Here is a 23,141-nt window from a genome sequence, read left to right as displayed (position 1 = left end):
TCATCGCTTTCTCCAATCCCATGTTGTCATTCTTTAGCTGTCTATTTGTGTTACTTAATTATACAAAAAAGTACCCTACAGGTAGACTTTTTTTAATGTCTACTTTATAGGGTACATTTTAAAAAGTTTTTCGAACTCAGGCTTTTTTATTTGATGCTTAAAGACTACTTGAATTAAAATGTAAAAAAGGTAAAATTCGATATAATTAGAATTTTAGGATTCCTTTATCGAGTAAAAGTGTTAAAATTGCTGTACTATCTCGAATTTAAAATAATTGTTGAAACTAAAAAACATTATGTTATAATTCTTATAATGCCGAGTGGAATTGTAGAGTATGGAGTTTCTCCATGAGTATTATTAGGTTTTAATTGAAATTTTCTTCATAGGAGTGTTAACAAATGGGTTCACATGTTTTGAGTTTACGTATGTTACAAAATAACTTTAGTACAGAAGAAATGCGCTCTGTATGGAATGATGAGAATAGATTACAAAAGATTCTTGATGTGGAAGCGGCATTAGCGTTAGCAGAAAGTGAACTTGGGATTATTCCAGAAAAAGCCGGGAAGGCAATCCAGCAGGCTGCTAAAATAGAAAACTTTGAAATAGAAAAAATAGCAGAAGAAGCTGCTAGATTAAAACATTCTTTAATGGCGACTGTTAATCATCTACAATCACTTTCAGGGGAGAATGGAGAATATGTTCATTATGGCGTAACAACTCAGGATGTTACGGATACAGGGATGATTCTTCAATTAAAGGAAGCCAATAATATTATCAAACGTGATGTAAAGAAAGTAGCGGAGCTTCTAATGGGACTCGCGGCTCAATATAAGAATACTCCAATGCCTGGAAGAACACATGGGATGCAAGGTTTGCCGACTACTTTTGGCTTTAAGATGGCTGTTGTACTAAGTGAGTTTGAACGTCATCTAGAAAGACTTCAGTCTGTTGAGAACCGAATCTTTACTGGAGTTCTTGCCGGCGGTGTTGGTACATATGCTGCATTAGGAAGTGTTGGTCCTAAAGTGGAAGCAAAGGCTCTAGAACTTCTAGAATTAAATACTCCAACTATTTGTTGGCATTCATCACGTGATCGGATTGCCGAATATGGTTCTGTTCTTGGATTTATTAGTGGATCACTTGGTAAATTAGGGAATGAATTCTATAACTTAATGCGTACAGAAATAGACGAAGTAGAAGAACCATTTAAGGCAGGAAATGTTGGATCAACCACAATGCCTCATAAACGTAACCCTGCTATTTTTGAAGGAATTGCAAGCTTAACAAGACCGATACTACATAGTGTAGCTTTACTCCATGAATCGTTAATGATGGAACATGAACGGGATGCAATGAGCTGGAGAAGTGAATGGATTGCTTTACCTGAAATTTGTTTATACTTATCATCACAGTTAAAAAGTATGATCACAGTCTTACAAGGACTAGTAGTAAAACCTGATAATATGATGAGAAATTTAGAATTACAAGGTGGTCTTGTTCTCTCAGAAAATATTATGTTTGCATTATCTGAGAAAGTGGGAAAACAAACAGCACATCATCTTGTTTATGAACTCTCTATGCAGTCAGTAGAACAAAAAATACCATTCAAAGAATTACTAACACGGGATGAACAAGTAAGTTCAGTACTATCAATTGAACAGATTAATCAGTTACTAGATCCTAGTAAATACACAGGTCTTGCAAGTCAGAAGGTAGACGAAGTTATTCAATCCATTAAGTCTGGAGGGTTATTAGATGAGTAATTTGACCTTTCATCAAGCTACTAACAAAGATATTCAAGCATTGCTTGATTTATCTTTACGAGGTTATGCTTCCATCCGTGAGCTTGGGATTCATTTTGCAGCAGCTACTGCTGATGAGAAGCTAGTAGAGAAGAATGTAAATGAAAACATTTGCTTTTATATGAAGGATGGAGTTGAGATGGTAGCTACTGCTTCTATTCGTATGCCATGGAGTAGTCATCATGGACCATTTGAAGTTCCTCATATTTGGTGGGTTGCAGTTGCTCCTGAATATAAGCGAAAGGGATATGCATCCAAAATGCTGGATTTCATAGAGAAGGATTTCCTTCAAGATACGCTTCATTGTCCCTCTGTATCCCTAGGGACTGCTAAAGAACATCCTTGGCTTGCAGACATGTATCTTAAACGCGGTTATGAAAAAGTCGGTGAGTCAGATTTAGGTAAAGGACATATAACTGTGTATCTAGAGAAATTATTATTAGCAAAATCTTATAAGAAAAGGTAGGAATCATTATGAAAAAGAAGTTACTCTTAATTATTACTATGGCAGTTATGCTATTATTAGCGGCTTGTGGAGGTACATCAAAAGAATCTGGAGACAACGAAAAGAAAGTCCTTCGTGCAGGATCAACAGCACAAAGTTATCCTAATGGATATGAAGAAGATGGTAAATTAGTTGGCTTTGACGTAGAAGTATTTGAGAAAATAGCTGCCAACTTAGGCTATGAAGTAGAATGGGTAAAAACAGATTTTGCAGGTCTAATGGGGCAATTAGAAACAGGTAAAATTGATACTGTTGCAAACTTTGTTGCTGTAACAGACGAAAGAAAAGAAAAGTATAACTTCTCAGTACCATATGCATACGCAGGTGCTACGATTGTGACAAATGAAGAGAATGATTATGATAGTTTAGAAGATTTAAAAGGGAAAACAGTTTCTGGAGTTTTAGGTTCTAATAATGTTAAAAATCTAGAAAACTTTGATCCTGAAATTATCCCAAAAACATATGAAACACGTGATGGAGCAATGAATGATGCAATCAATAATCGTGTCGATGGTTATGTGAACTCAAAATCCTCTTTAATTGCTGAAATTGAAAAAGGCGATCTTCCATTAAAATTTGTTGGTGAACCATTTGTATATGAAGATGTTTCATTTCCTTTTGTAAAAAATGAAGATGGAGAGAAATTAACAGAAGAATTTAATGCTGAAATTGAAAAGCTACGTGAAGATGGCACATTATCAGAGTTATCTAAGAAATATTTTTCCGGTGAAGATATCACAGTTAAGGAATAATTTGGAGGAGCAAAATGAATTTAGAACTTGATTTTGGGTACTTTTTAGAAATTTTCCCAGAACTACTCAAATTAATACCGTTTACCCTATTTCTTGCTGTCGTATCTATGGTATTTTCTATTTTTGGCGGTTTAATACTGGCCTTAATTACTAGGTCGGATATTCCTGTTTTAAAACAGCTTGCGACGATTTATATCTCTTTTTTCCGTGCTATTCCAACATTAGTGCAGTTATTTTTAATCTATTATGGATTACCGCAAGTTTTTCCTGCTTTGACTGGAATGACTGCAGTTACAGCAGCCATTTTAGGACTTAGCTTAAAACAGTCAGCATTTTTAGCAGAAATCTTTCGAGCTGCATTGAACTCTGTTGATAAAGGGCAAATAGAAGCTTGTTTATCTGTAGGAATGACAAAGTCACAAGCGTTGCGAAGAGTTGTAATACCTCAAGCTATACGTAATGCCATTCCTGCAAGTAGTAATGTTTTTATTGGTCTAATTAAAGAGACTTCGCTTGCGTTCACCTTAGGTATTGTGGAATTATTTGCACAAGGGAAAATCTTAGCAGCAAGTTCATTGAAATTTTTCGAAACATACTTAGCATTGGCATTGCTATATTGGGTTCTAATTATAATAGTTACAGTAATCCAACAAGCGATTGAAAAGCGAATGGAAAAACCGTATATCAGTTAAAGGAGCCTTACCATGATATCAGTGAAAAACTTGAGAAAAAGTTTCGGTGCTAATACCGTTTTAGATGGTGTTGATTTACATGTTGAACGTGGAGATGTGTTGGCGATTATCGGACCATCTGGATCAGGTAAATCTACTTTATTACGCTGCCTTAATTTGTTAGAAGTACCCGATGAAGGAATTATCCATATTGGAGATACAAACGTTGATGTAGCTAAAATGGGCAGAAAAGACGTCCATAATCTTCGCCAAGAAACAGCCATGGTTTTCCAAAACTATAATCTGTTTAAAAACAAAACAGCTTTGCAAAATGTTACAGAAGCATTAATTGTTGCGAAGAAAATGGATAAACAAGAAGCGGAGAAAATAGGGAAAGAGCTTTTGATAAAAGTTGGACTTGAAGATAAATTTCATCAATATCCTGCTACATTATCTGGTGGACAACAACAACGTGTCGGTATAGCTCGTGCTCTTGCTGTAAATCCACATGCCATTTTATTCGATGAACCTACTTCGGCTCTTGATCCTGAATGGGTTTCGGAAGTGCTTCAAGTAATAAAAGATATTGCTAAACAAAATACGACCATGATTATTGTTACACATGAAATGAAATTTGCAGAAGAAGTAGCAAATCGTGTTATTTTTATGGCAGATGGAAATATTGTGGAGGAAAATGAACCAAAGGAAATCTTCCATAATCCTAAAAATCCAAGAACAAAACAATTTTTAAAAACATTGGAAAGAGATGAATAATAATCATGAAAATGTCTCAAGAACTATTAAGTGATTTAATTGAAAAAAGACGATATTTGCATGAAAATCCAGAGCTTGCTTTTGAAGAATTTAATACAACGGAGCATATTAAAACATGGCTAAGAGAACACGATATTGCCATTCTTCCTATCCATCTAGAAACAGGTGTAGTAGCGGAAGTAAGAGGAGCATTTGATGGTCCAACAATTGCTATTCGTTCAGATATTGATGCACTGCCTATAAAAGAAGAAACAAGTGTACCTTTTAAATCGAAAATAGAAGGAAAGATGCATGCATGTGGTCATGATTTCCATGCTGTTTCCATTCTAGGAGCTGCCATTCTTTTAAATAAGCAAAAAGAAACATTGCACGGAACTGTACGATTTATTTTTCAAGCAGCAGAAGAAGTTGCTCAAGGTGCAAAAAAAGTCGTGCAAGCAGGAGTATTAGAAGGTGTCTCTTCCATCTTTGGGATGCATAATAAGCCTGATTTACCAGTCGGTACAATTGGTGTTAAAGCAGGAGGGTTAATGGCAAGTGTTGATAAATTTAAGATTAAATTCCAAGGTGTAGGTGGCCATGCAGGTATACCACATCATGCTATTGATCCGATTGTTATTGCTAGTCAATATGTAACATCTGTTCAAAGTGTAGTCTCTAGAAGATTAAATTTATTCGATAACGCAGTCATCAGTATTACGAGTATACATGGTGGAAACACATGGAACGTGATCCCTGATGAAGTGACGCTTGAAGGAACAGTTCGCACGTTTCAACCTCAAGCACGTGAGGCTATCCCTGGACTTATGAAGAATCTAGCTGAATCAATTGCTACTGGTAATGGTGGCTCAGTAGAGTTTGTTTGGGATGATTATTTACCTGTCGTGAACAATGATGCACAGCTAGAAGAAGTCGTTCGTGCTGCTGCAATGGAAAGTGGCTATCAGGTTGTAGATGCAGTACCAAGCGCAGGTGGAGAAGATTTTGCATTCTATCAAACCTATATCCCAGGATTTTTTGTTTGGGTGGGAGTAGATGGTCCCAAAGAATGGCATCATCCACAGTTTGATTTAAAAGAGGATGCGATTAAAGTAGCAGCTGAATATTTTGCTCATTTAGCAGCGAAGGTATTAAAATAAGTGTTTATCAGCATAAACTAAATATATTTACTTCCATTAAATGCTTTGTAGGTGCGATGTTATTTTATATCTCACTTACAAAGCACTATTCGTTTTTAAAGGGAGATACACAGATATAATGCGGTGTATCTATAAAGACAGAGACATTTTTATACTAACCTAGTGTGAAGGTATGATAATAGTACATAGAAAAATACAAAAGGAGGCAGTTTAAAGTGAAGAATCATAAAAATCAGATGAAATTAGGATTATTTTTAGCGGGAACGGGCCATCATGTTGCATCTTGGAGGCATCCACATGCTGTTTCCAATGCATCTATGAATCTTTCCTATTTTAAAGAAATAGCACAAACAGCAGAAAAAGGATTATTTGACTTATTGTTTTTGGCAGATAGCTTATCTGTTGATGCAAATTCACATCCTAATATTCTTACAAGATTTGAGCCAATGACTTTATTGTCTTATCTTTCTTCAGTCACAAACCATATCGGCTTAGTAGCAACTGCATCCACTACCTATGAAGAGCCTTTCCATGTTGCCAGAAAGTTTGCTTCTTTAGATCATATTAGTGAAGGGCGTGCTGGTTGGAATGTTGTAACTACCTCACTTGCTGCAACTGCAGTGAATTTCAATAAAAGTGAGCATTTAGAACATAGTGAACGCTATAAAAGAGCAACAGAATTTATAGAAGTAACGAAAAAACTTTGGGATTCTTGGGAAGAAGATACCTTACTACTGGATAAAGAAACAGGGCAGTTTATCGATGAAAATAAATTTCACTCCATAAACCATCAAGGTGATTTCTTTTCTGTAAAAGGACCATTAAATGTATCAAGGTCACCACAAGGACATCCCGTTATTGTACAGGCTGGATCTTCAGGTGATGGACAACGTTTTGCAGCAAAGTACGCAGAAATCGTTTTTACTGCTCAAGCAAATAAACTGGATGCCATTAGCTTTTATCAGGAACTAAAAAGTCAGATGAACTTATTTAATAGAAAGAGAGAAAGTTTAAGTATCATGCCTGGATTTATGCCAATTGTTGGGGCGACAGAAGCAGAAGCGAAAGAAAAATATGAAGCGTTACAAGAATTAATCATTCCTAAAGCTGGACTCGCCATCTTAGGTAGATACTTCGGAGAGATAGACTTCGAAGGAATTCCGTTAGATACTCCATTTGTAGATATAAAACTTCCAGACCAAATAGATGGAATTAAAAGCAAGTATGAAATGATTATCAAAAAAGCGAAGGAAGAAAATTGGACATTGCGCCAGACTTATCAATGGGTGGCAGGCTCTCGTGGACACCATATTGCAATTGGGACACCTACACAGATTGCAGATAAAATGGAGGAATGGGTAAAAGATGGTGCTGCAGATGGCTTTAACATCATGCCGGCACTTTTACCAGATTCTTTAACAGACTTTGTTCATTATATTATACCTGAATTACAATCTAGAGGATTATTCCGCACGAAGTATGAAAGTCATACATTACGAGGGAATCTTGGATTTGACATGCCTAGCCATGTTTTTGCTAAATAATGTTTCTTTCAGAGAGAGAAGCTTCGAATAAGAGACAATTCATAATGCTATACTTGTATGAGGGATTATGTTAAAATGTAATGTGCTCATGTCAGTTTATCTGGCATGGGTTTTATTTTTGAGCAAAACAAAGTATGGAGTAATTACCAAAAGGATTAAATAGCTATCAGTTACAGTATTTGATAAAATATGAACGGATATTAGAAAAGATGGATTTGGTTTAGAATGAAGAAGTTCTGTTAATCCTAGATGTATTTCCGTATGTATTCGTTGATAAGATTATTGAAATGGTAAATATAATGAGAAGTATAGATAAGATTGAAGTAAATACAAAGTTCTATGCTGTTTAAAATGGAGGAAAAACGTAGTGGCAGTTAAGCAGATTGTGATGTTTCCTAATGAAGTTTTAGAAACCCCTTGTGAAACAGTTACAGTATTTGATAAGAAATTAGCAAAATTATTAGATGACATGTATGATACGATGATTGAGTTTGATGGTGTAGGACTTGCTGCGCCTCAAATTGGCATCTCTAAACGGATAGCAGTTGTAGATATAGATGATGAAACAGGAACGATAGAGCTGATTAATCCAAAGCTTCTTGAAATGGATGGTAGTCAAAACGGCCCTGAAGGTTGCTTAAGTTTTCCTGGACTTTTTGGAGAAGTGGAGAGACCTTATACCATAAAAGTAGAAGCTCAAAATAGAAGAGGAAAAAAATATACGATAGTAGCAGAGGATTTTTTAGCTAGAGCCATTTTACATGAGATGGATCATTTAGATGGAGTTCTATTTACATCAAAAGTAACTCGCTATTTAGAGGAAGAAGAGCTAGAAGGAGTGGAAGCGAATGACTAAAGTTATTTTTATGGGTACACCCGATTTTTCGGTACCTGTATTACAGAGATTAATAGAAGATGGCTATGAAGTAATTGCAGCTGTTACACAGCCGGATCGTCCAGTTGGTCGAAAAAAAGTAATGACTCCTCCACCTGTTAAAGTGGAAGCAGTAAAACACGGAATCCCTGTCTATCAGCCTGAAAAAATTCGTCAATCAGAAGAATTACAACAAATAATTGCGCTTCAGTCTGATATTATTGTTACCGCAGCCTTCGGTCAAATTCTTCCAAAAGAGCTACTAGATGCACCGAAATTTGGTTGTGTGAATGTACATGCATCACTACTACCTGAATTAAGAGGCGGAGCACCTATTCATTACAGTATCATGCAAGGAAAAGAAAAAACTGGTATTACTATTATGTACATGGCAGAGAAATTAGATGCAGGAGACATTATTTCCGTTGCAGAGGTTATGATTGAAGATGAAGATAATGTAGGTTCTCTTCATGATAAACTAAGTATAGTAGGAAGTGAGCTTTTATCCACTACACTTCCTAAGCTTTTAGCTGGAGAAATAACTCCTATTGCGCAAGATGACAGTAAAGCAACCTTTGCACCAAACATTAAAAGAGCGGATGAAAAGATTGACTGGTCTCTAACTGGAGAAGAAATTTATAATAAAATCCGTGGACTGAATCCATGGCCAGTTGCATTCACTACTTATCAAGGAAATGTAATGAAGGTGTGGAGTGCCAAAAAAGTAGAAAAGCAAGTAGATGCAGCTCCAGGAACGGTTGTAGTGATTCAAGAGGATGGTCCTGTAATTGCTACTGGTAATGAAGTGTATATCCAGCTAAAAGAAGTGCAGCCAAGCGGGAAAAAGAAAATGGATATAGGTCAGTTCTTGAGAGGCGCAGGAAGTAAAATGCAGGTGAATGAAGTGTTAGGAGCAACAAATGAAGAAAACTAAAAAAAACGTTCGTGAAGCGGCATTAGAGATCTTAGAAAGTATTGAGAAAAATCAGGCATACAGTAATTTACTATTAAATACGAGTATTAAAAAAAATGAAATACCATCAAAAGATATTGGGCTACTAACAGAAATTGTATACGGCACTTTGCAAAGAAGAATGACTATTGACTATTTTTTAGCTAATTTCTTGCATAAAGAAAAGAAATTAGAAGAGTGGGTTAAAATACTTTTACGCTTAACAGTATACCAGATGACCTATTTAGATCGTATTCCAGATCATGCTGCTATTAATGAAGCAGTAGAAATTGCCAAGAAAAGAGGGCATAAAGGAATTTCAGGATTTGTAAATGCTGTTCTAAGAAATATGATAAGACAGGGGATTCCGTCTTTTGATCATATAAAAGATCCCATAGAACGATTATCGATAGAAACAAGTCACCCTTTATGGCTTGTGAAAAGATGGGTAACTCAGCTTGGACTAGAAGAAGCAAAGAAAATGTGTGAAATTAATTTAACTGCTCCCGTCCAAACAGCTCGAGTGAATACAACAAGAATATCTGTCGATGAATGCCTATCTTTGTTAGGAGAAGAAGGGTTTCAAGTAGAAGCAAGTGATGTTATACCAGAGGGAATTAAGGTTCTTAAAGGAAATGTTGCAAACTCTATTTGCTTCGAAAAAGGTTACTTAACTATTCAGGATGAAAGCTCTATGCTTGTTGCGTATGCGCTAGATGTAGTAGAACCTGCTACTGTATTAGATGCATGTGCTGCACCTGGTGGGAAATCAACTCATATAGCAGAAAAGATGAAAAACAAAGGAGAAGTCTTGTCTATAGATCTTCATGAGCATAAAGTAAAGTTAATTAAACAAAATGCAGACAGACTTCAATTACCATCTATTACAACACAAGCGATGGATAGTAGAAAGCTTCATGAAAGTATGGAAAAAGAAAGCTTTGACAGAATCCTAATTGATGCCCCATGTTCAGGCTTTGGTGTGATGAGAAGAAAACCAGATATGAAATACACAAAACAAGAAGCAGATGTAAATAAACTGCAGACTATTCAGCTTCATTTATTAGATTCCATTTCACCACTATTAAAAAAAGGTGGATTATTAGTCTATAGTACATGTACAATTGATAGAGCAGAAAATGAAGAAGTAGTAGAAAAATTTCTTAAAGAACACAAAGAATTTGAAAAAGATTCTTCCTTAATAACAAGACTTCCAGAAGAAGTCCAATCATATGTTCAGGAAAATGAATTACAAGTATTACCGCAATATTTTAACTCTGACGGTTTTTATATTGCATCATTTAGAAAGAAGGTGCAATGATGGAACAAGTAAAAACATCATCAAGAAAAAGAGAAAAAACAGAACCAGTAATACCATCTATTTATTCATTGGAATTAGATGAATTAAAAGAATGGTTAAAGGCTAATAATGAAAAAGCATTTCGTGGAGAACAGATTTTTGAATGGCTATATAAGAAGAGAGTAACTTCTTTCGAAGATATGTTTAACTTATCAAAAAACCTACGCGAACTATTACAAGATAATTTTACTATTACGACTTTGAAAACTCTTATTCAACAAACATCAAATGATGGAACTATTAAATTCCTATTTGAATTACATGATGGTTATTCTATTGAAACGGTACTAATGCGTCATGATTATGGTAATTCTGTATGTGTAACCACTCAAGTAGGTTGTAGAATTGGGTGTACATTCTGTGCTTCTACATTAGGCGGACTAAAAAGAAATTTAGAAGCAGGAGAAATCGTTGCACAGGTCGTAAAAGTACAACAGGCATTAGATGAAATGGATGAACGTGTAAGCTCTGTTGTTATTATGGGTATTGGAGAGCCATTTGATAACTTTACTAGTATGATGAGCTTCTTAAAAATTATTAACCATGATAAAGCTTTAAATATTGGAGCAAGACATATTACGGTTTCTACAAGTGGAATCATTCCAAAAATCTATGAGTTTGCAGAGCAAAATATGCAAATCAATTTTGCTGTTTCTCTTCATGCTCCTAATACAGAATTAAGAAGCAGATTAATGCCTATTAATAGAGCTTATAAGCTTCCTGATTTAATGGAAGCAATTCGTTACTATGTTGATAAGACTGGTAGACGTGTAAGCTTTGAGTATGGTTTATTTGGTAATGTAAATGACCAAGTAGAACATGCAGAAGAATTAGCTAAGTTAGTGAAAGGAATTAAGTGTCATGTCAACTTAATCCCCGTAAACTATGTTCCAGAAAGAGATTATGTAAGAACTCCGAAAGACCAAATCTTTTTATTTGAAAAAACATTAAAGAACCATGGTGTCAACGTAACCATTCGCCGTGAGCAAGGCTCTGATATTGATGCTGCTTGTGGACAGCTTCGTGCGAAGGAGAGAAAAGAAGAGACGAGGTGATCACCTTTGAGTCACATTTTTATGACAGATAAGGGGAAAGTTAGACAACATAATGAGGATAGTGGAGCAGTAATAAGAAATAAGAGCGGTCAACGCCTAGCCATCGTAGCAGATGGCATGGGCGGACACCGTGCTGGTGATGTAGCAAGTTCACTTACTGTGGAGCAGTTAGTAGCTAAATGGAATAACATCGAAACAATAGAAAAGGCAGATGATGCAGAAACTTGGTTGAAATCATCCATACTTGATGTAAATCGCTTTGTCTTTGATTATCAAGCAACTCATCCTGAATGTGAGGGAATGGGGACAACCATTATAGCTGCCATTGCAACTGAAAACTTTCTAACCATTGCCCATGTTGGGGATAGCCGCTGTTATTTATATAATGAAGAAGGCTTTAAACAAATTACAGAAGACCATTCTCTTGTTAATGAACTTGTTCGTATGGGACAAATTACAAAAGAAGATGCCGAGCATCATCCAAGGAAAAATGTTGTTTTACGAGCACTTGGTACCGATACTAACTTAGAAATTGATATTATGACATTAATTTTTGAACAAGATGATCAACTCCTTATTTGTTCAGATGGATTATCCAATAAAGTATCAGATCAAGAAATGAAGGATATTATAGATAGTGATTATACACTAGAACAAAAAGCCACAGCCTTAATACAGCAAGCGAATGTAAATGGCGGTGAAGATAATATCTCAGTATGTTTAATAGAGCATGAGGGTAGTCATCAAGCAGGTGAAGATGTATGATGATTGGCAAAAGAATTAGTGGGAGATACAAGGTTCTTGAAATGATTGGCGGAGGCGGGATGGCAAACGTCTATTTAGCACACGACATGATATTAGATAGAGATGTAGCAGTAAAAATGCTGCGGTTAGATTATGTCAATGATGATGAATTTATTCGACGCTTTCATCGCGAAGCTCAATCGGCAACAAGCTTAGCACATCCAAATATAGTGAATATCTACGATGTTGGGGAAGAAGGAGATATTTATTATATTGTCATGGAATATGTGGAAGGAGATACATTAAAGCAATACATACATAAGCATTCCCCCCTTCCAGTTGAAACAGTTATTTCCATTATGAAGCAAATTACTTCTGCTATATCCCATGCTCACCAAAATAACATTATTCACCGAGATATAAAACCGCATAATATTCTAATAGATAAGCATGGAAATGTAAAAGTTACTGATTTTGGCATTGCGATGGCTTTAAGTGCAACAAGCATCACACAAACCAATTCTGTCCTCGGTTCTGTTCATTATTTATCACCAGAACAAGCTAGAGGTGGGATGGCGAACAAAAAATCGGATATTTACTCTCTAGGTATTGTTATGTTTGAAATGTTAACTGGAAGATTGCCGTTTTCTGGAGAATCTGCTATTTCCATTGCATTAAAACATTTACAATCTGAAACACCAAGCGTCCGAAGATGGAATAATGATATTCCACAGAGTGTGGAGAATATTGTTCTAAAAGCAACTGCTAAAGATCCGTTTTATCGTTATAATAGCATGGAAGAACTAGAGGAAGATTTGTTTACTGCATTAGATGTAGAGCGAATAAATGAACCAAAGTTTTATGTTCCAGTCGATGAGGAAGCGACAAAAGCTATTCCTGTGATTACAAATGATAAGCCTATTGTAAACTTTGATGAAACAATTATTCATAAAATGGATAAAGTGGAAAAGCCAAAAGAGCCAGTAGCAACCGCAGAAGATCTGAAGAAGCAACAGAAGGAAAAGAAAAATAAAAAGAAAAAAGGCAAAAAAATTGCCACTATTATTATCTCTACTTTTATTGCTCTAATTGTTCTCATGGCTTTGACCGTTTTTGTTCTTCCTGATTTTCTAGCACCAAAAGACATAGAAGTTCCAGATGTTGCAGGAATGGAAATACAGGAAGCAACAGAGAAGTTACAAAGTTTGGGTTTCACCGTAGGAGATACCATTTCTTTAAATAGTGAGGAAGTAGAAAAAGGACAAGTTATAAAAACAAGTCCAAAAGCAGGTAGTGCAAGGAAAAAAGGAACAGCCGTTACTATATACGAAAGCATAGGACAGGAAAAAATCACCTTGGATGATTATGTTGGCAGACAATATGAGGACGTTTTAAACCTTTTAGATGCAGAGACTTTTAAAAGTATTACTAAAAACGAACAATTTGATGAAAATGAGCCATCAGGTACCATATTAGAACAAAGCATTGAACCAGATGAGGAGATTATTCCTGCAGAAACAGATCTTGTTTTTACTATTAGTAAAGGTGCAGAACTAATAAGTATAAAAGATATGTCTGGTTACACAAAGAAAGAAGTTAATGACTATGTTAGTGAAGTAGGATTAGCTATTCAATTTAAGGAAGAATATAGTGATTCAGTAGAAAAGGGATTAGTGATTTCTCAGACTCCTGAAGCTAGAACGAATGTGAAGAAAGGTACAGAGATTTCAGTTGTCTTATCAAAAGGGAAAGAACAAATACAGCCGAAAGAGGTTTCTAAGGAGATTACCATTCCATTTGAGCCTACAGAAATATTGCCTAGCGGTCAACCTAAAGAACAAACGGTAAGAATTTATATTGGTGACTTTAATAATAGCATGACAGAACCGGCTGAAACCTTTACGATCTCTGAAAATACGAAAAAAACAATTACCCTCCAGATTCCTGAAGGAGAAAAAGGATATTATCGTGTGCAACGAGGTACAGAAGTCATTATTGATGAAGAGGTACCATATCCTGATTAATTAGCTAAGGAGCGTTATACTATATGCCAGAAGGCAAAATCATAAAAGCATTAAGTGGATTTTACTATGTATTAAGTGAAGGTCAGGTAACACAATGTCGTGGGCGAGGAGTCTTTCGAAAAAACAAAGTAACGCCATTAGTAGGAGATGAGGTTGTCTTCCAAGCAGAAAATGAAACAGATGGTTATATACTAGAGGTTAAAGAAAGAAAAAATGAGCTTGTTCGACCACCTATAGCTAATGTGGATCAAGCGATTCTTGTATTCTCTAGCGTGGAGCCAGATTTCAGTACCGCTTTATTAGATCGTTTTCTTGTACTAGTGGAATATAACCAAATTGAGCCAATTATCTGTATAACAAAAATGGATTTAGCAACAAAAGAAGAAGTGAGTAAGATGGAGCAGTTTCGCGACCATTATAAAGAGGTTGGGTACCCAGTACTGTTAACTTCTTCCGAAACAGAGGAAGGCATTGAGAAGCTGATTCCTTATATGAATGGGAAAATCTCGGTCTTTGCTGGTCAGTCAGGGGTCGGAAAATCTTCGTTGTTAAATGCCATTAGACCAGATTTAGAGTTGAAAACAAATGAAATATCCTCCCATTTAGGCAGAGGAAAGCATACAACTAGACATGTTGAATTAATTTCAATAGGAGATGGTTTTGTTGCTGATACCCCAGGGTTTAGTTCGCTTGAATTTACTGATCTAGAAGTGGAAGACCTAAACTATTGTTTTCCTGAAATGGAAAAAGCAAGTGAAAACTGCAAATTTAGAGCCTGTCAGCATCTAGCTGAACCAAAATGTGCTGTGAAAGAAGCGGTAGAGCAAGGAACCATTCCTTTATATCGTTATGAACACTATAAAGAATTTGCGCAAGAAATAAAGGATCGAAAACCAAGATATTAAGAGAAGGCTACCCTAAGAGAAAAGGCTACTTGAGAAGTAGGTTTTTCCTCTATTTAATAGGGTATGCCTTTTTATATACACTATACAGATTCCTTATTATAAAAGGGGAGGATACTAGAAATGATTGTACATATAATGGCTGGAGGACCAAAAACCTTTATACCTTCTATAGAGCGATATACAAATGATGCTGTCTGGATTGGTGTGGATAGAGGAGTTCTATATTTGATGGAGTATTCTATTCCTATGGAAGCGGCCTTTGGTGATTTTGACTCGGTAACTGATGAGGAATGGGAAAAAATAGAGGATAGTACAAATCTTATCAAACGATTTAAACCAGAGAAGGATGAAACAGATATGGAGCTTGCCGTTGATTGGGCAATTGCTCAAGGAGCAACAAATATTAAATTATTTGGGGCAACTGGAGGAAGAATGGATCATTCTATGGCAAATTTACAATTGCTATTAAGAGAAGCTTTAAATGGTCATGATATCACAATCGAAATAATTGATAATCAAAATGAAATTAAAGTGGTACGAGCTGGGAGCTATACGATCAAAGAAAATAAAGAATTTCCATATGTATCTTTTTTTCCTTATAGTACTAATATTGTAGGTCTAACTTTGGAAGGCTTTAAATACCCTTTAGTAAGGAGAAATCTTCCGAGAAGTAGTACTTTATGCATTAGTAATGAACTTATTAGAGAAACTGGTACTTTTTCCTTTGATGATGGCATAATAATGGTTATAAGAAGTCGTGATTAAATGAACTAATGATTGGTACTAATTTATTTTTTCTGAATAGGATATGTAGGTGCTAGGTATTAATAATAGGTTAGATTTGAGGAGGGACAGTATTCATGAGATTTTACACCATTAAATTGCCAAAATTTTTAGGAGGACTTGTCCGAGCAATGTTAGGAACCTTTAAAAAAGACTAAGGGTAAATTATGCAATTTTTTTGTAAAGACAACCTTTTTTCCTTCAAGCCTTATTTTTTAGTTGCTGTATCGTACTTAAAAGAAACAATAAAAAAGGACATGATACATGTCCTTTTTTATTGTTATTAATCTGATTAAACGCGTTCTACTTTACCAGATCTTAGAGCTCTTGCAGATACCCAAACACGTTTAGGTTTACCATCTACTAAAATACGAACCTTTTGAAGGTTTGCTCCCCAAGTACGCTTGTTAGCATTCATCGCATGGGAACGAGCATTACCTGTAGTTGTTTTTTTACCAGTTACAACACATTTACGTGGCATGTATATTTCCCTCCTTATTACCAAAAGACTACTATTACTAATAGTCTTTTCAAAGTCATAAATAGCAATTTAAATTACTCTATATGCTATATAATCCTGATTACAGATACTTTAATAATTTATCACACAACTTCTGTTATTGCAATAGTTGTGTTAAAAGCTTTCAAGAAAATTTCCTTGACATCATGTTTAGAGACCAAATTTAAGGGAAAAAGAGGAAATAGTGTCATGTCTTAGAAGATTTTTTATATAGAATTGTTAGATATGTTCATTGAATTCAAACTCTTTTAAATAGGAACCATAGAAAGATTTTTACTATGTACACACAAAATCTCAGCCTTCTCACTAATGATAGGAAAATATAGAGAGTACTGTAACAAAATTACTAACATACCGTTAGTTACGATTATTTTTATTTATTTTCATAAGTATAAAAAATGATAGAAAGTACTTGTATTTAAGAAAAATGACAATACTTTAAATAGATGCGATATTTTGTTATATAATAGGTTTATAAGTATAGCTTTTAAAAATCTATGGCTTATAGTAAAATGTCAGTAGTCAAGGAGCAATTCCAAAGGGGGAAAACTCATGTCCATTGAACTAAAAACGAATTTCGGACAAATAGATATTACGACAGATGTAATCGCAACAATAGCAGGTGGAGCAGCAGTAGACTGCTATGGTATCGTTGGAATGGCGTCGAAACACCAAATCAAAGACGGTCTAACGGATATCTTGCGTAAAGAAAACTTTACACGTGGTGTAATGGTTCGAAAAGTGGAAGAAGAAGTACATATTGATATGTATATTATTGTTAGTTACGGAACGAAAATCTCCGAGGTTGCGCACAATGTTCAATCGAAAGTAAAATATACGCTCAATAAGACAGTTGGACTTGCCGTTGACTCGGTTAATATTTACGTTCAGGGAGTTCGTGTTACGAACCCGTAGTAGAGGAGGAAACACATTGTCAATTACAGTTTTAGAAGGAAAGCGATTTGCCGAAATGGTTATCCAAGGAGCAAACCATTTATCCTCTAATGCTAAATATGTGGATGCGTTAAATGTTTTTCCAGTTCCAGATGGAGATACAGGAACGAATATGAATTTATCCATGACTTCTGGTGCGAAGGAAGTACAGAATAATATTCAATCACATATAGGTAAAGTTGGTACGTCCTTATCAAGAGGCTTATTGATGGGAGCTCGTGGGAATTCAGGAGTTATTCTTTCCCAATTATTTCGTGGATTCTCAAAATCTATTGAACAAAAGGAAAGTATTTCAGCTAGTGAATTTTCCCAGGCCTTGCAATTTGGAGTAGAGACAGCTTATAAAGCAGTAATGAAACCTGTTGAAGGAACTATTTTAACAGTAGCAAAAGATGCTGCAAAGAAAGCGGTTCAATCTGCTGGAATCAATGATGATATTGTTGTTGTGATGGAAGATGTAGTTAATGCTGCTAAAGTTTCATTAAGTAAAACACCAGATCTTCTACCAGTCTTAAAAGAGGTTGGAGTAGTAGATAGTGGTGGTCAAGGACTTGTATTTGTGTATGAGGGATTCCTAGCTGTATTAAAAGGCGAGGAACTTCCAGAGTCTTCTCAAAACCTTGTTTCTATGAACGAACTTGTTAATGCAGAGCATCATAAAAATGTTCATAGTGTCATTAATACAGAAGATATTGAATTCGGATATTGCACAGAATTCATGGTTCGTCTTGAGGAAGATAAGTTAGGAAACAAGCCTTTCTCTGAAGAAGAGTTTAGAGAAGCCTTGAGCAATTATGGAGATTCATTACTTGTTATAGCAGATGATGAAGTAGTTAAAATTCATATTCACTCCAATCAACCTGGAGAAGTGTTAACTTTCGGTCAACAGTATGGTAACTTAATAAAAATGAAAATTGAAAATATGCGTGAACAACATAGTAGCTTATTGGAATTAGATAGATCCAATACTCCTGAAGCTTCTACTAAAGAGCAAAAAGAGTATGGTATTGTTACTGTTTCCATGGGAAGTGGTATTGCAGACCTTTTCAGAAGCATCGGAGCTGACTATGTAATCGAAGGTGGGCAAACGATGAATCCGAGCACGGAGGACATCGTAAATGCTGTAAAACATGTGAATGCCAAGAAAGTGTTCATTTTGCCTAATAATAAAAATATTATTATGGCTGCAGAGCAAGCGGCAGATGTATTAGAAGAGGATGTAGTCGTAATTTCTTCTAAAACAGTGCCACAAGGAATGTCTGCATTACTAGCTTTCAATCCTTCTAGTGACTTACAAGCAAATGAAAGTAATATGAAAGCGGCGCTTGATCACGTGAAAACTGGTCAAATTACGTATGCAGTTAGAGATACAAGTATAGATGGTCTTCAGATTGAAACAGGCGATTTTATGGGACTCGCAGAAGGCAAAATTATTGTGAAAAGCAAAGATAAGACAGAGTCTTCGAGAGAATTACTAAAATCAATGATTGATGAAGATTCTGAAATTGTAACCATTATTAAAGGTGAAGATGCTTCTATGGATGAAGTAGATTCTTTAGTTGCCTTTTTAGAAGAAAATTACGACCAAGTGGAAGTAGAAGTACATGATGGAAAACAGCCACTATATGCTTTTATTTTTGCTATTGAATAGATAGTTACTTTATCATAAAGAGAACGATCTCCAAAAGAGGTCGTTCTTTTCATTGTGTTTAAGTTTGAGCAAGCATTATGAAAAAAATAAGAATATTCTAGATCGACAGAATAACTAAACTTGCTTACAATAATAAATTATTTCTAATGGAAACCTTTACTAAACAAGTATCCACGAAGTCAAAATGAAATATATATGGTATCATAGTGTGAATAAAAAAATGTGAATGGAAATTTTTAATATATAAATATAATGGATTCATAAGTAGGAAAGAGAAATAAGGGGTGTTAAATCCATGAAATATAGAAGTGTTTTTGATATTATAGGACCTGTTATGATTGGTCCTTCTAGCTCTCATACAGCAGGTGCAGCAAGAATTGGACGTGTGGCTCGTAATCTATTTGAAAGACAGCCTAGTTGGGTAAATATACATTTATATGGTTCTTTTGCAGAAACGTATAAAGGCCATGGCACAGATGTTGCTATTATCGGTGGAATTCTTGATTTTGATACATTTGATGAGCGTATCAAAGAATCATTACAATTAGCTAAGGATAATGGGATAGAGGTTCAGTTTTTTACAGAAGAAGCGATTCCAGAGCATCCGAACACAGCTAGAATTCATCTTGGCGATGATAAAGGAGAAATGGAACTTGTTGGGATATCTATTGGTGGCGGGAAAATTGAAATTACCGAATTAAATGGTTTTCAATTAAAGCTATCTGGACATCATCCTGCCATATTAGTTGTCCATAATGACCGCTTTGGGGCAATAGCTAAGGTAGCAAATGTACTAGCAAAATACGAAATTAATATTGGTCATATGGAAGTAAGTCGTAAGGAAAAAGGTAAACTTGCATTAATGACTATAGAAGTGGATCAAAATATTGAAAAATATGTGTTACAAGAATTAGAAGCATTAGATTGTATTGAAAAAGTAACAACCATCGTAGAATAGAGACAAATAGTAGTAATAGGGGAGGAAGAAAACGATGTTTCGTAATGTAGCAGAATTAGTGGAGATAGCAACAACTAGAAATTTACCTATTTCTGAAATAATGATAGAGCAAGAAATAGAAATAACAGGGAGAACCAGGCGAGAAATTATTGCGCAAATGGACAATAATTTAACGGTTATGGAGCAAGCGGTAGAGCGTGGTTTAAATGGAGTAGTATCTCATTCAGGATTAACAGGTGGAGATGCAGTACTACTTCAAGATTATATTAAAAAAGGGAACTTCCTATCAGGAGAGATTATCCTTGACGCAGTTAGTAAGGCTGTAGCAACAAATGAAGTGAATGCAGCAATGGGGATGATTTGTGCTACACCTACTGCAGGTTCTGCAGGTGTAGTTCCAGGTACTTTATTTGCGGTGAAAAATAAATTAAATCCTACTAGAGAGCAAATGATTGCCTTCTTGTTTACTTCTGGTGCCTTTGGCTTTGTAGTGGCAAATAATGCTTCTATTTCTGGTGCTGCTGGTGGTTGTCAGGCAGAAGTTGGTTCAGCTGCTGGAATGGCTGCTGCTGCTATTGTGGAAATAGCTGGTGGAACACCAGAGCAATCTGCACATGCAATGGCGATTACATTAAAGAATATGCTTGGACTCGTATGTGATCCAGTAGCTGGCTTAGTGGAAGTACCTTGTGTAAAAAGAAATGCAATGGGTGCTGCAAATGCAATGATTGCAGCTGATATGGCATTGGCAGGAATTAAGAGTCGTATTCCTTGTGATGAAGTAATAGATAGTATGTATCGTATTGGGCTAGCAATGCCTGTCGCTTTGAAAGAAACAGCTCGAGGAGGGTTGGCTGCAACACCTACCGGCAAAAGGTTGGAAGCGGAAATCTTTGGTGCAGCAGCAGGTAAGTGATGAAACCACTACACGCAACAATAGATCATATTAAAGGCATTGGCTCAGAAACAAAAAAACAACTCGAAGAAATGCATATTTATACCATTAATGATTTACTTGAATATTTCCCTTATCGGTATGAAGATTATCGTCTGAAAAACCTTGAAGAAATTAAGCATGATGAAAAAGTGACGGTAGAAGGGAAGGTTCATAGCGAGCCTTCCCTTCAGTACTTTGGAAAAAAGAAATCGAGGTTAACGATTAAACTTTTAGTAGAGAAGTATTTAATTTCAGTCGTCTTCTTTAATCAACCATACTTAAAGAGCAAACTTTCTGTTCAAGAATTGGTAACCGTTACAGGTAAATGGGATCAGCATCGACAAACCATTACAGCAAATCATTTGCAGATAGGTAGTAATCAGAAAGCTCATGAATTTGAACCTGTTTATACAGTAAAAGGTAGTTTGACTGTTAAAGGATTAAGAAAATTCATTGATATTGCATTAAAGCAATTTGGACAAGAAGTATTGGAAATCTTTCCTACTAGTATGTTGACTAAATATCGCTTGCTTCCTCGCTCAGAAGCATTGAACATTATTCATTTCCCAGAAAATAGAGAGCAATTAAAGCTAGCTAGAAGACGTTTTGTTTATGAAGAATTCCTTCTGTTTCAGTTAAAGATGAGTGCATTAAGAAAATATGAAAGAGAACATTCAGGTGGAAAAAGTCAAAAATTTTCTGACAGTCAATTAGCTACCTTTATTGAAGCTCTCCCATTTCCATTAACAAATGCACAAACAAGAGTGGTGGAAGAAATTCTAAAAGATATGAAAAATGATGTGCGAATGAATAGGTTGTTACAAGGAGATGTTGGATCTGGTAAAACAATTGTGGCAGCAATTGTACTATATGCCACCATTCTATCTGGTCATCAAGGAGCATTAATGGTACCAACAGAAATTCTTGCTGAACAGCATGCGAATTCTCTACAACAACTATTCTCTCCATTTAATATAACTTGTGGATTACTGACAAGCTCTGTTAAAGGGAAGAAAAGAAGAGAACTTCTTGCACAATTAAAAGAAGGAAAGATTGATATTTTAATTGGGACACATGCACTTATTCAAGATGAAGTAGAATTTCATTCATTGGGATTGGTGATCACAGATGAACAGCATCGTTTTGGTGTTGAGCAAAGAAGGATACTTCGAGAAAAGGGAGAAAATTGTGATGTTCTCTTTATGACTGCTACACCTATTCCAAGGACACTAGCAATCACTGTGTTTGGTGAAATGGATGTTAGTATTATTGATGAGATGCCAGCTGGAAGAAAGAAAATCGAAACATATTGGGTTAAAAATGATATGTTAACTAGAATTCTTCAATTTATGGAGCGTGAGTTGAAAGAAGGAAGACAAGCTTATGTCATTTGCCCTCTTATTGAAGAATCCGAAAAGCTAGATGTTCAAAATGCAATAGATGTTCACACAACATTGTCCATGTATTTTCAAGGGAAATATAAAGTTGGTCTTATGCATGGTAAGCTTCATCCAGATGAAAAGGATCAAATGATGAAACAGTTTAGTGACAATGATATTCAAGTTCTTGTAAGTACGACAGTAGTCGAAGTAGGAGTGAATGTACCTAATGCCACATTCATGCTTGTATACGATGCAGAACGCTTTGGATTGTCTCAGCTTCATCAACTAAGAGGTAGGGTAGGTCGAGGAGAAGCTCAATCATATTGTGTGCTTATGGCTGATCCAAAGACAGATGTAGGAAAAGAACGAATGAAAATCATGACAGAAACAAATGATGGATTTGTTTTAAGTGAAAAAGATTTAGAGCTACGCGGACCTGGAGACTTCTTCGGAAAAAAACAAAGCGGGATGCCAGAGTTTAAAATGGGAGATATTGTCCATGATTATCGCATCTTAGAAACAGCAAGAGCAGATGCAGCAATCCTTATCGAATCAAAAGCATTTTGGCAATCAGAAGATTACCGCTTACTAAGAGAAAAACTAGAAAAGACGGGTATATTAGATGGTGATAAACTAGATTAGATTTTCTGTTTCATTAGAAAGTCTACAAACTGTTGAAAAACAAAATGTCTATGGATAATTTTTGAGAATAGAGATAAACCCCTCAAAAATTGTAGTGACCCCTAAAAGTTAGAGCTTTACTATTAAGCAGCTAATTGGCTGGTGTGGATACGGTATTGAACCGGACTCATACCTGCCAATTTTTGCTTTATGCGTTTATTATTATAATAAATG

The 23,141-nt window shown here is 35.6% G+C and carries 22 protein-coding genes and 1 pseudogene; 21 read left to right on the top strand and 2 right to left on the bottom strand.

From position 1 onward, the window contains the following. The first annotated feature begins 398 nt into the window (after positions 1–398). The 16 genes from purB to spoVM all read left to right on the top strand — a co-directional run bounded on the left by purB (position 399) and on the right by spoVM (position 16,042). A complete protein-coding gene (purB, locus tag F9279_RS23445; RefSeq protein ID WP_152116553.1) occupies positions 399–1,763 on the top strand; it encodes an adenylosuccinate lyase in 1,365 nt (454 codons plus the stop codon). Then, a complete protein-coding gene (locus F9279_RS23440; RefSeq protein WP_152116552.1) occupies positions 1,756–2,268 on the top strand; it encodes a GNAT family N-acetyltransferase in 513 nt (170 codons plus the stop codon). Before purB ends, F9279_RS23440 begins: the two co-directional genes overlap by 8 nt. An 8-nt stretch (positions 2,269–2,276) precedes the next feature. Continuing rightward, entirely contained in the window at positions 2,277–3,059 is a 783-nt protein-coding gene (locus F9279_RS23435) for a transporter substrate-binding domain-containing protein (RefSeq protein ID WP_152116551.1), read from the top strand. 14 nt (positions 3,060–3,073) lie between these two features. Next, the gene (locus tag F9279_RS23430; protein ID WP_152116550.1) at positions 3,074–3,751 is read left to right on the top strand and encodes an amino acid ABC transporter permease; all 678 of its coding nucleotides are present in this window, start codon (positions 3,074–3,076) and stop codon (positions 3,749–3,751) included. Positions 3,752–3,763: 12 nt separating this feature from the next. Continuing rightward, positions 3,764–4,504 (top strand): amino acid ABC transporter ATP-binding protein, encoded by a 741-nt coding sequence (locus tag F9279_RS23425; RefSeq protein ID WP_152116549.1) that lies wholly within the window; start codon positions 3,764–3,766, stop codon positions 4,502–4,504. 5 nt (positions 4,505–4,509) lie between these two features. Further along, positions 4,510–5,643 (top strand): amidohydrolase, encoded by a 1,134-nt coding sequence (locus F9279_RS23420; protein ID WP_413463241.1) that lies wholly within the window; start codon positions 4,510–4,512, stop codon positions 5,641–5,643. A gap of 215 nt (positions 5,644–5,858) precedes the next feature. Then, complete coding sequence (locus tag F9279_RS23415; protein WP_226793870.1) at positions 5,859–7,187, top strand: LLM class flavin-dependent oxidoreductase; 1,329 nt, start codon at positions 5,859–5,861, stop codon at positions 7,185–7,187. A gap of 367 nt (positions 7,188–7,554) precedes the next feature. Beyond that, positions 7,555–8,043, top strand: coding sequence for a peptide deformylase (gene def / locus F9279_RS23410; RefSeq protein WP_152116548.1), 489 nt, complete (start codon positions 7,555–7,557; stop codon positions 8,041–8,043). Beyond that, positions 8,036–8,995 (top strand): methionyl-tRNA formyltransferase, encoded by a 960-nt coding sequence (gene fmt, locus F9279_RS23405; protein WP_152116547.1) that lies wholly within the window; start codon positions 8,036–8,038, stop codon positions 8,993–8,995. The genes def and fmt overlap by 8 nt, the downstream gene beginning before the upstream one ends. Next, entirely contained in the window at positions 8,982–10,334 is a 1,353-nt protein-coding gene (gene rsmB, locus F9279_RS23400) for a 16S rRNA (cytosine(967)-C(5))-methyltransferase RsmB (protein ID WP_152116546.1), read from the top strand. The genes fmt and rsmB overlap by 14 nt, the downstream gene beginning before the upstream one ends. After that, positions 10,331–11,428, top strand: coding sequence for a 23S rRNA (adenine(2503)-C(2))-methyltransferase RlmN (gene rlmN, locus F9279_RS23395; RefSeq protein WP_152116545.1), 1,098 nt, complete (start codon positions 10,331–10,333; stop codon positions 11,426–11,428). The genes rsmB and rlmN overlap by 4 nt, the downstream gene beginning before the upstream one ends. A 6-nt stretch (positions 11,429–11,434) precedes the next feature. After that, a complete protein-coding gene (locus tag F9279_RS23390) occupies positions 11,435–12,193 on the top strand; it encodes a Stp1/IreP family PP2C-type Ser/Thr phosphatase (RefSeq protein ID WP_152116544.1) in 759 nt (252 codons plus the stop codon). Continuing rightward, positions 12,190–14,196 (top strand): Stk1 family PASTA domain-containing Ser/Thr kinase, encoded by a 2,007-nt coding sequence (gene pknB, locus F9279_RS23385; RefSeq protein ID WP_152116543.1) that lies wholly within the window; start codon positions 12,190–12,192, stop codon positions 14,194–14,196. Before F9279_RS23390 ends, pknB begins: the two co-directional genes overlap by 4 nt. A gap of 23 nt (positions 14,197–14,219) precedes the next feature. After that, a complete protein-coding gene (rsgA, locus tag F9279_RS23380) occupies positions 14,220–15,101 on the top strand; it encodes a ribosome small subunit-dependent GTPase A (protein ID WP_152116542.1) in 882 nt (293 codons plus the stop codon). 120 nt (positions 15,102–15,221) lie between these two features. Beyond that, positions 15,222–15,866 (top strand): thiamine diphosphokinase, encoded by a 645-nt coding sequence (locus F9279_RS23375; RefSeq protein WP_152116541.1) that lies wholly within the window; start codon positions 15,222–15,224, stop codon positions 15,864–15,866. Between the two features lie 95 nt (positions 15,867–15,961). Further along, a complete protein-coding gene (spoVM, locus tag F9279_RS23370; RefSeq protein ID WP_016201070.1) occupies positions 15,962–16,042 on the top strand; it encodes a stage V sporulation protein SpoVM in 81 nt (26 codons plus the stop codon). Between the two features lie 134 nt (positions 16,043–16,176). On the opposite strand, the gene rpmB is transcribed toward spoVM, so the two are convergent. Then, positions 16,177–16,365, bottom strand: a complete 189-nt coding sequence (gene rpmB / locus F9279_RS23365) for a 50S ribosomal protein L28 (RefSeq protein WP_007087786.1) — start codon at positions 16,363–16,365, stop codon at positions 16,177–16,179. Between the two features lie 591 nt (positions 16,366–16,956). Between rpmB and F9279_RS23360 the strand changes: the two genes are divergently transcribed. The 5 genes and pseudogenes from F9279_RS23360 to recG all read left to right on the top strand — a co-directional run bounded on the left by F9279_RS23360 (position 16,957) and on the right by recG (position 22,928). Next, entirely contained in the window at positions 16,957–17,319 is a 363-nt protein-coding gene (locus tag F9279_RS23360) for an Asp23/Gls24 family envelope stress response protein (RefSeq protein ID WP_152116540.1), read from the top strand. A gap of 16 nt (positions 17,320–17,335) precedes the next feature. After that, positions 17,336–19,009: a DAK2 domain-containing protein gene (locus F9279_RS23355; protein WP_152116539.1), complete on the top strand. Its 1,674-nt coding sequence runs from the start codon at positions 17,336–17,338 to the stop codon at positions 19,007–19,009. Between the two features lie 295 nt (positions 19,010–19,304). Then, positions 19,305–19,967, top strand: coding sequence for an L-serine ammonia-lyase, iron-sulfur-dependent subunit beta (sdaAB, locus tag F9279_RS23350; RefSeq protein ID WP_152116538.1), 663 nt, complete (start codon positions 19,305–19,307; stop codon positions 19,965–19,967). Between the two features lie 34 nt (positions 19,968–20,001). Continuing rightward, positions 20,002–20,917, top strand: a pseudogene (gene sdaAA, locus F9279_RS23345) (L-serine ammonia-lyase, iron-sulfur-dependent, subunit alpha). Then, positions 20,883–22,928, top strand: coding sequence for an ATP-dependent DNA helicase RecG (gene recG / locus F9279_RS23340; protein ID WP_152116536.1), 2,046 nt, complete (start codon positions 20,883–20,885; stop codon positions 22,926–22,928). Before sdaAA ends, recG begins: the two are co-directional and overlap by 35 nt. 122 nt (positions 22,929–23,050) lie before the next feature. Here recG and F9279_RS23335 read toward each other — a convergent pair whose 3' ends face one another. Further along, entirely contained in the window at positions 23,051–23,140 is a 90-nt protein-coding gene (locus F9279_RS23335) for an IS3 family transposase (protein WP_413463242.1), read from the bottom strand. Position 23,141: the final 1 nt, after the last annotated feature.

The organism is Bacillus sp. B1-b2, assembly GCF_009183415.1.
GTDB lineage: Bacteria > Bacillota > Bacilli > Bacillales > Cytobacillaceae > Niallia.
This window is presented reverse-complemented; position numbering and strand designations above follow the sequence as displayed.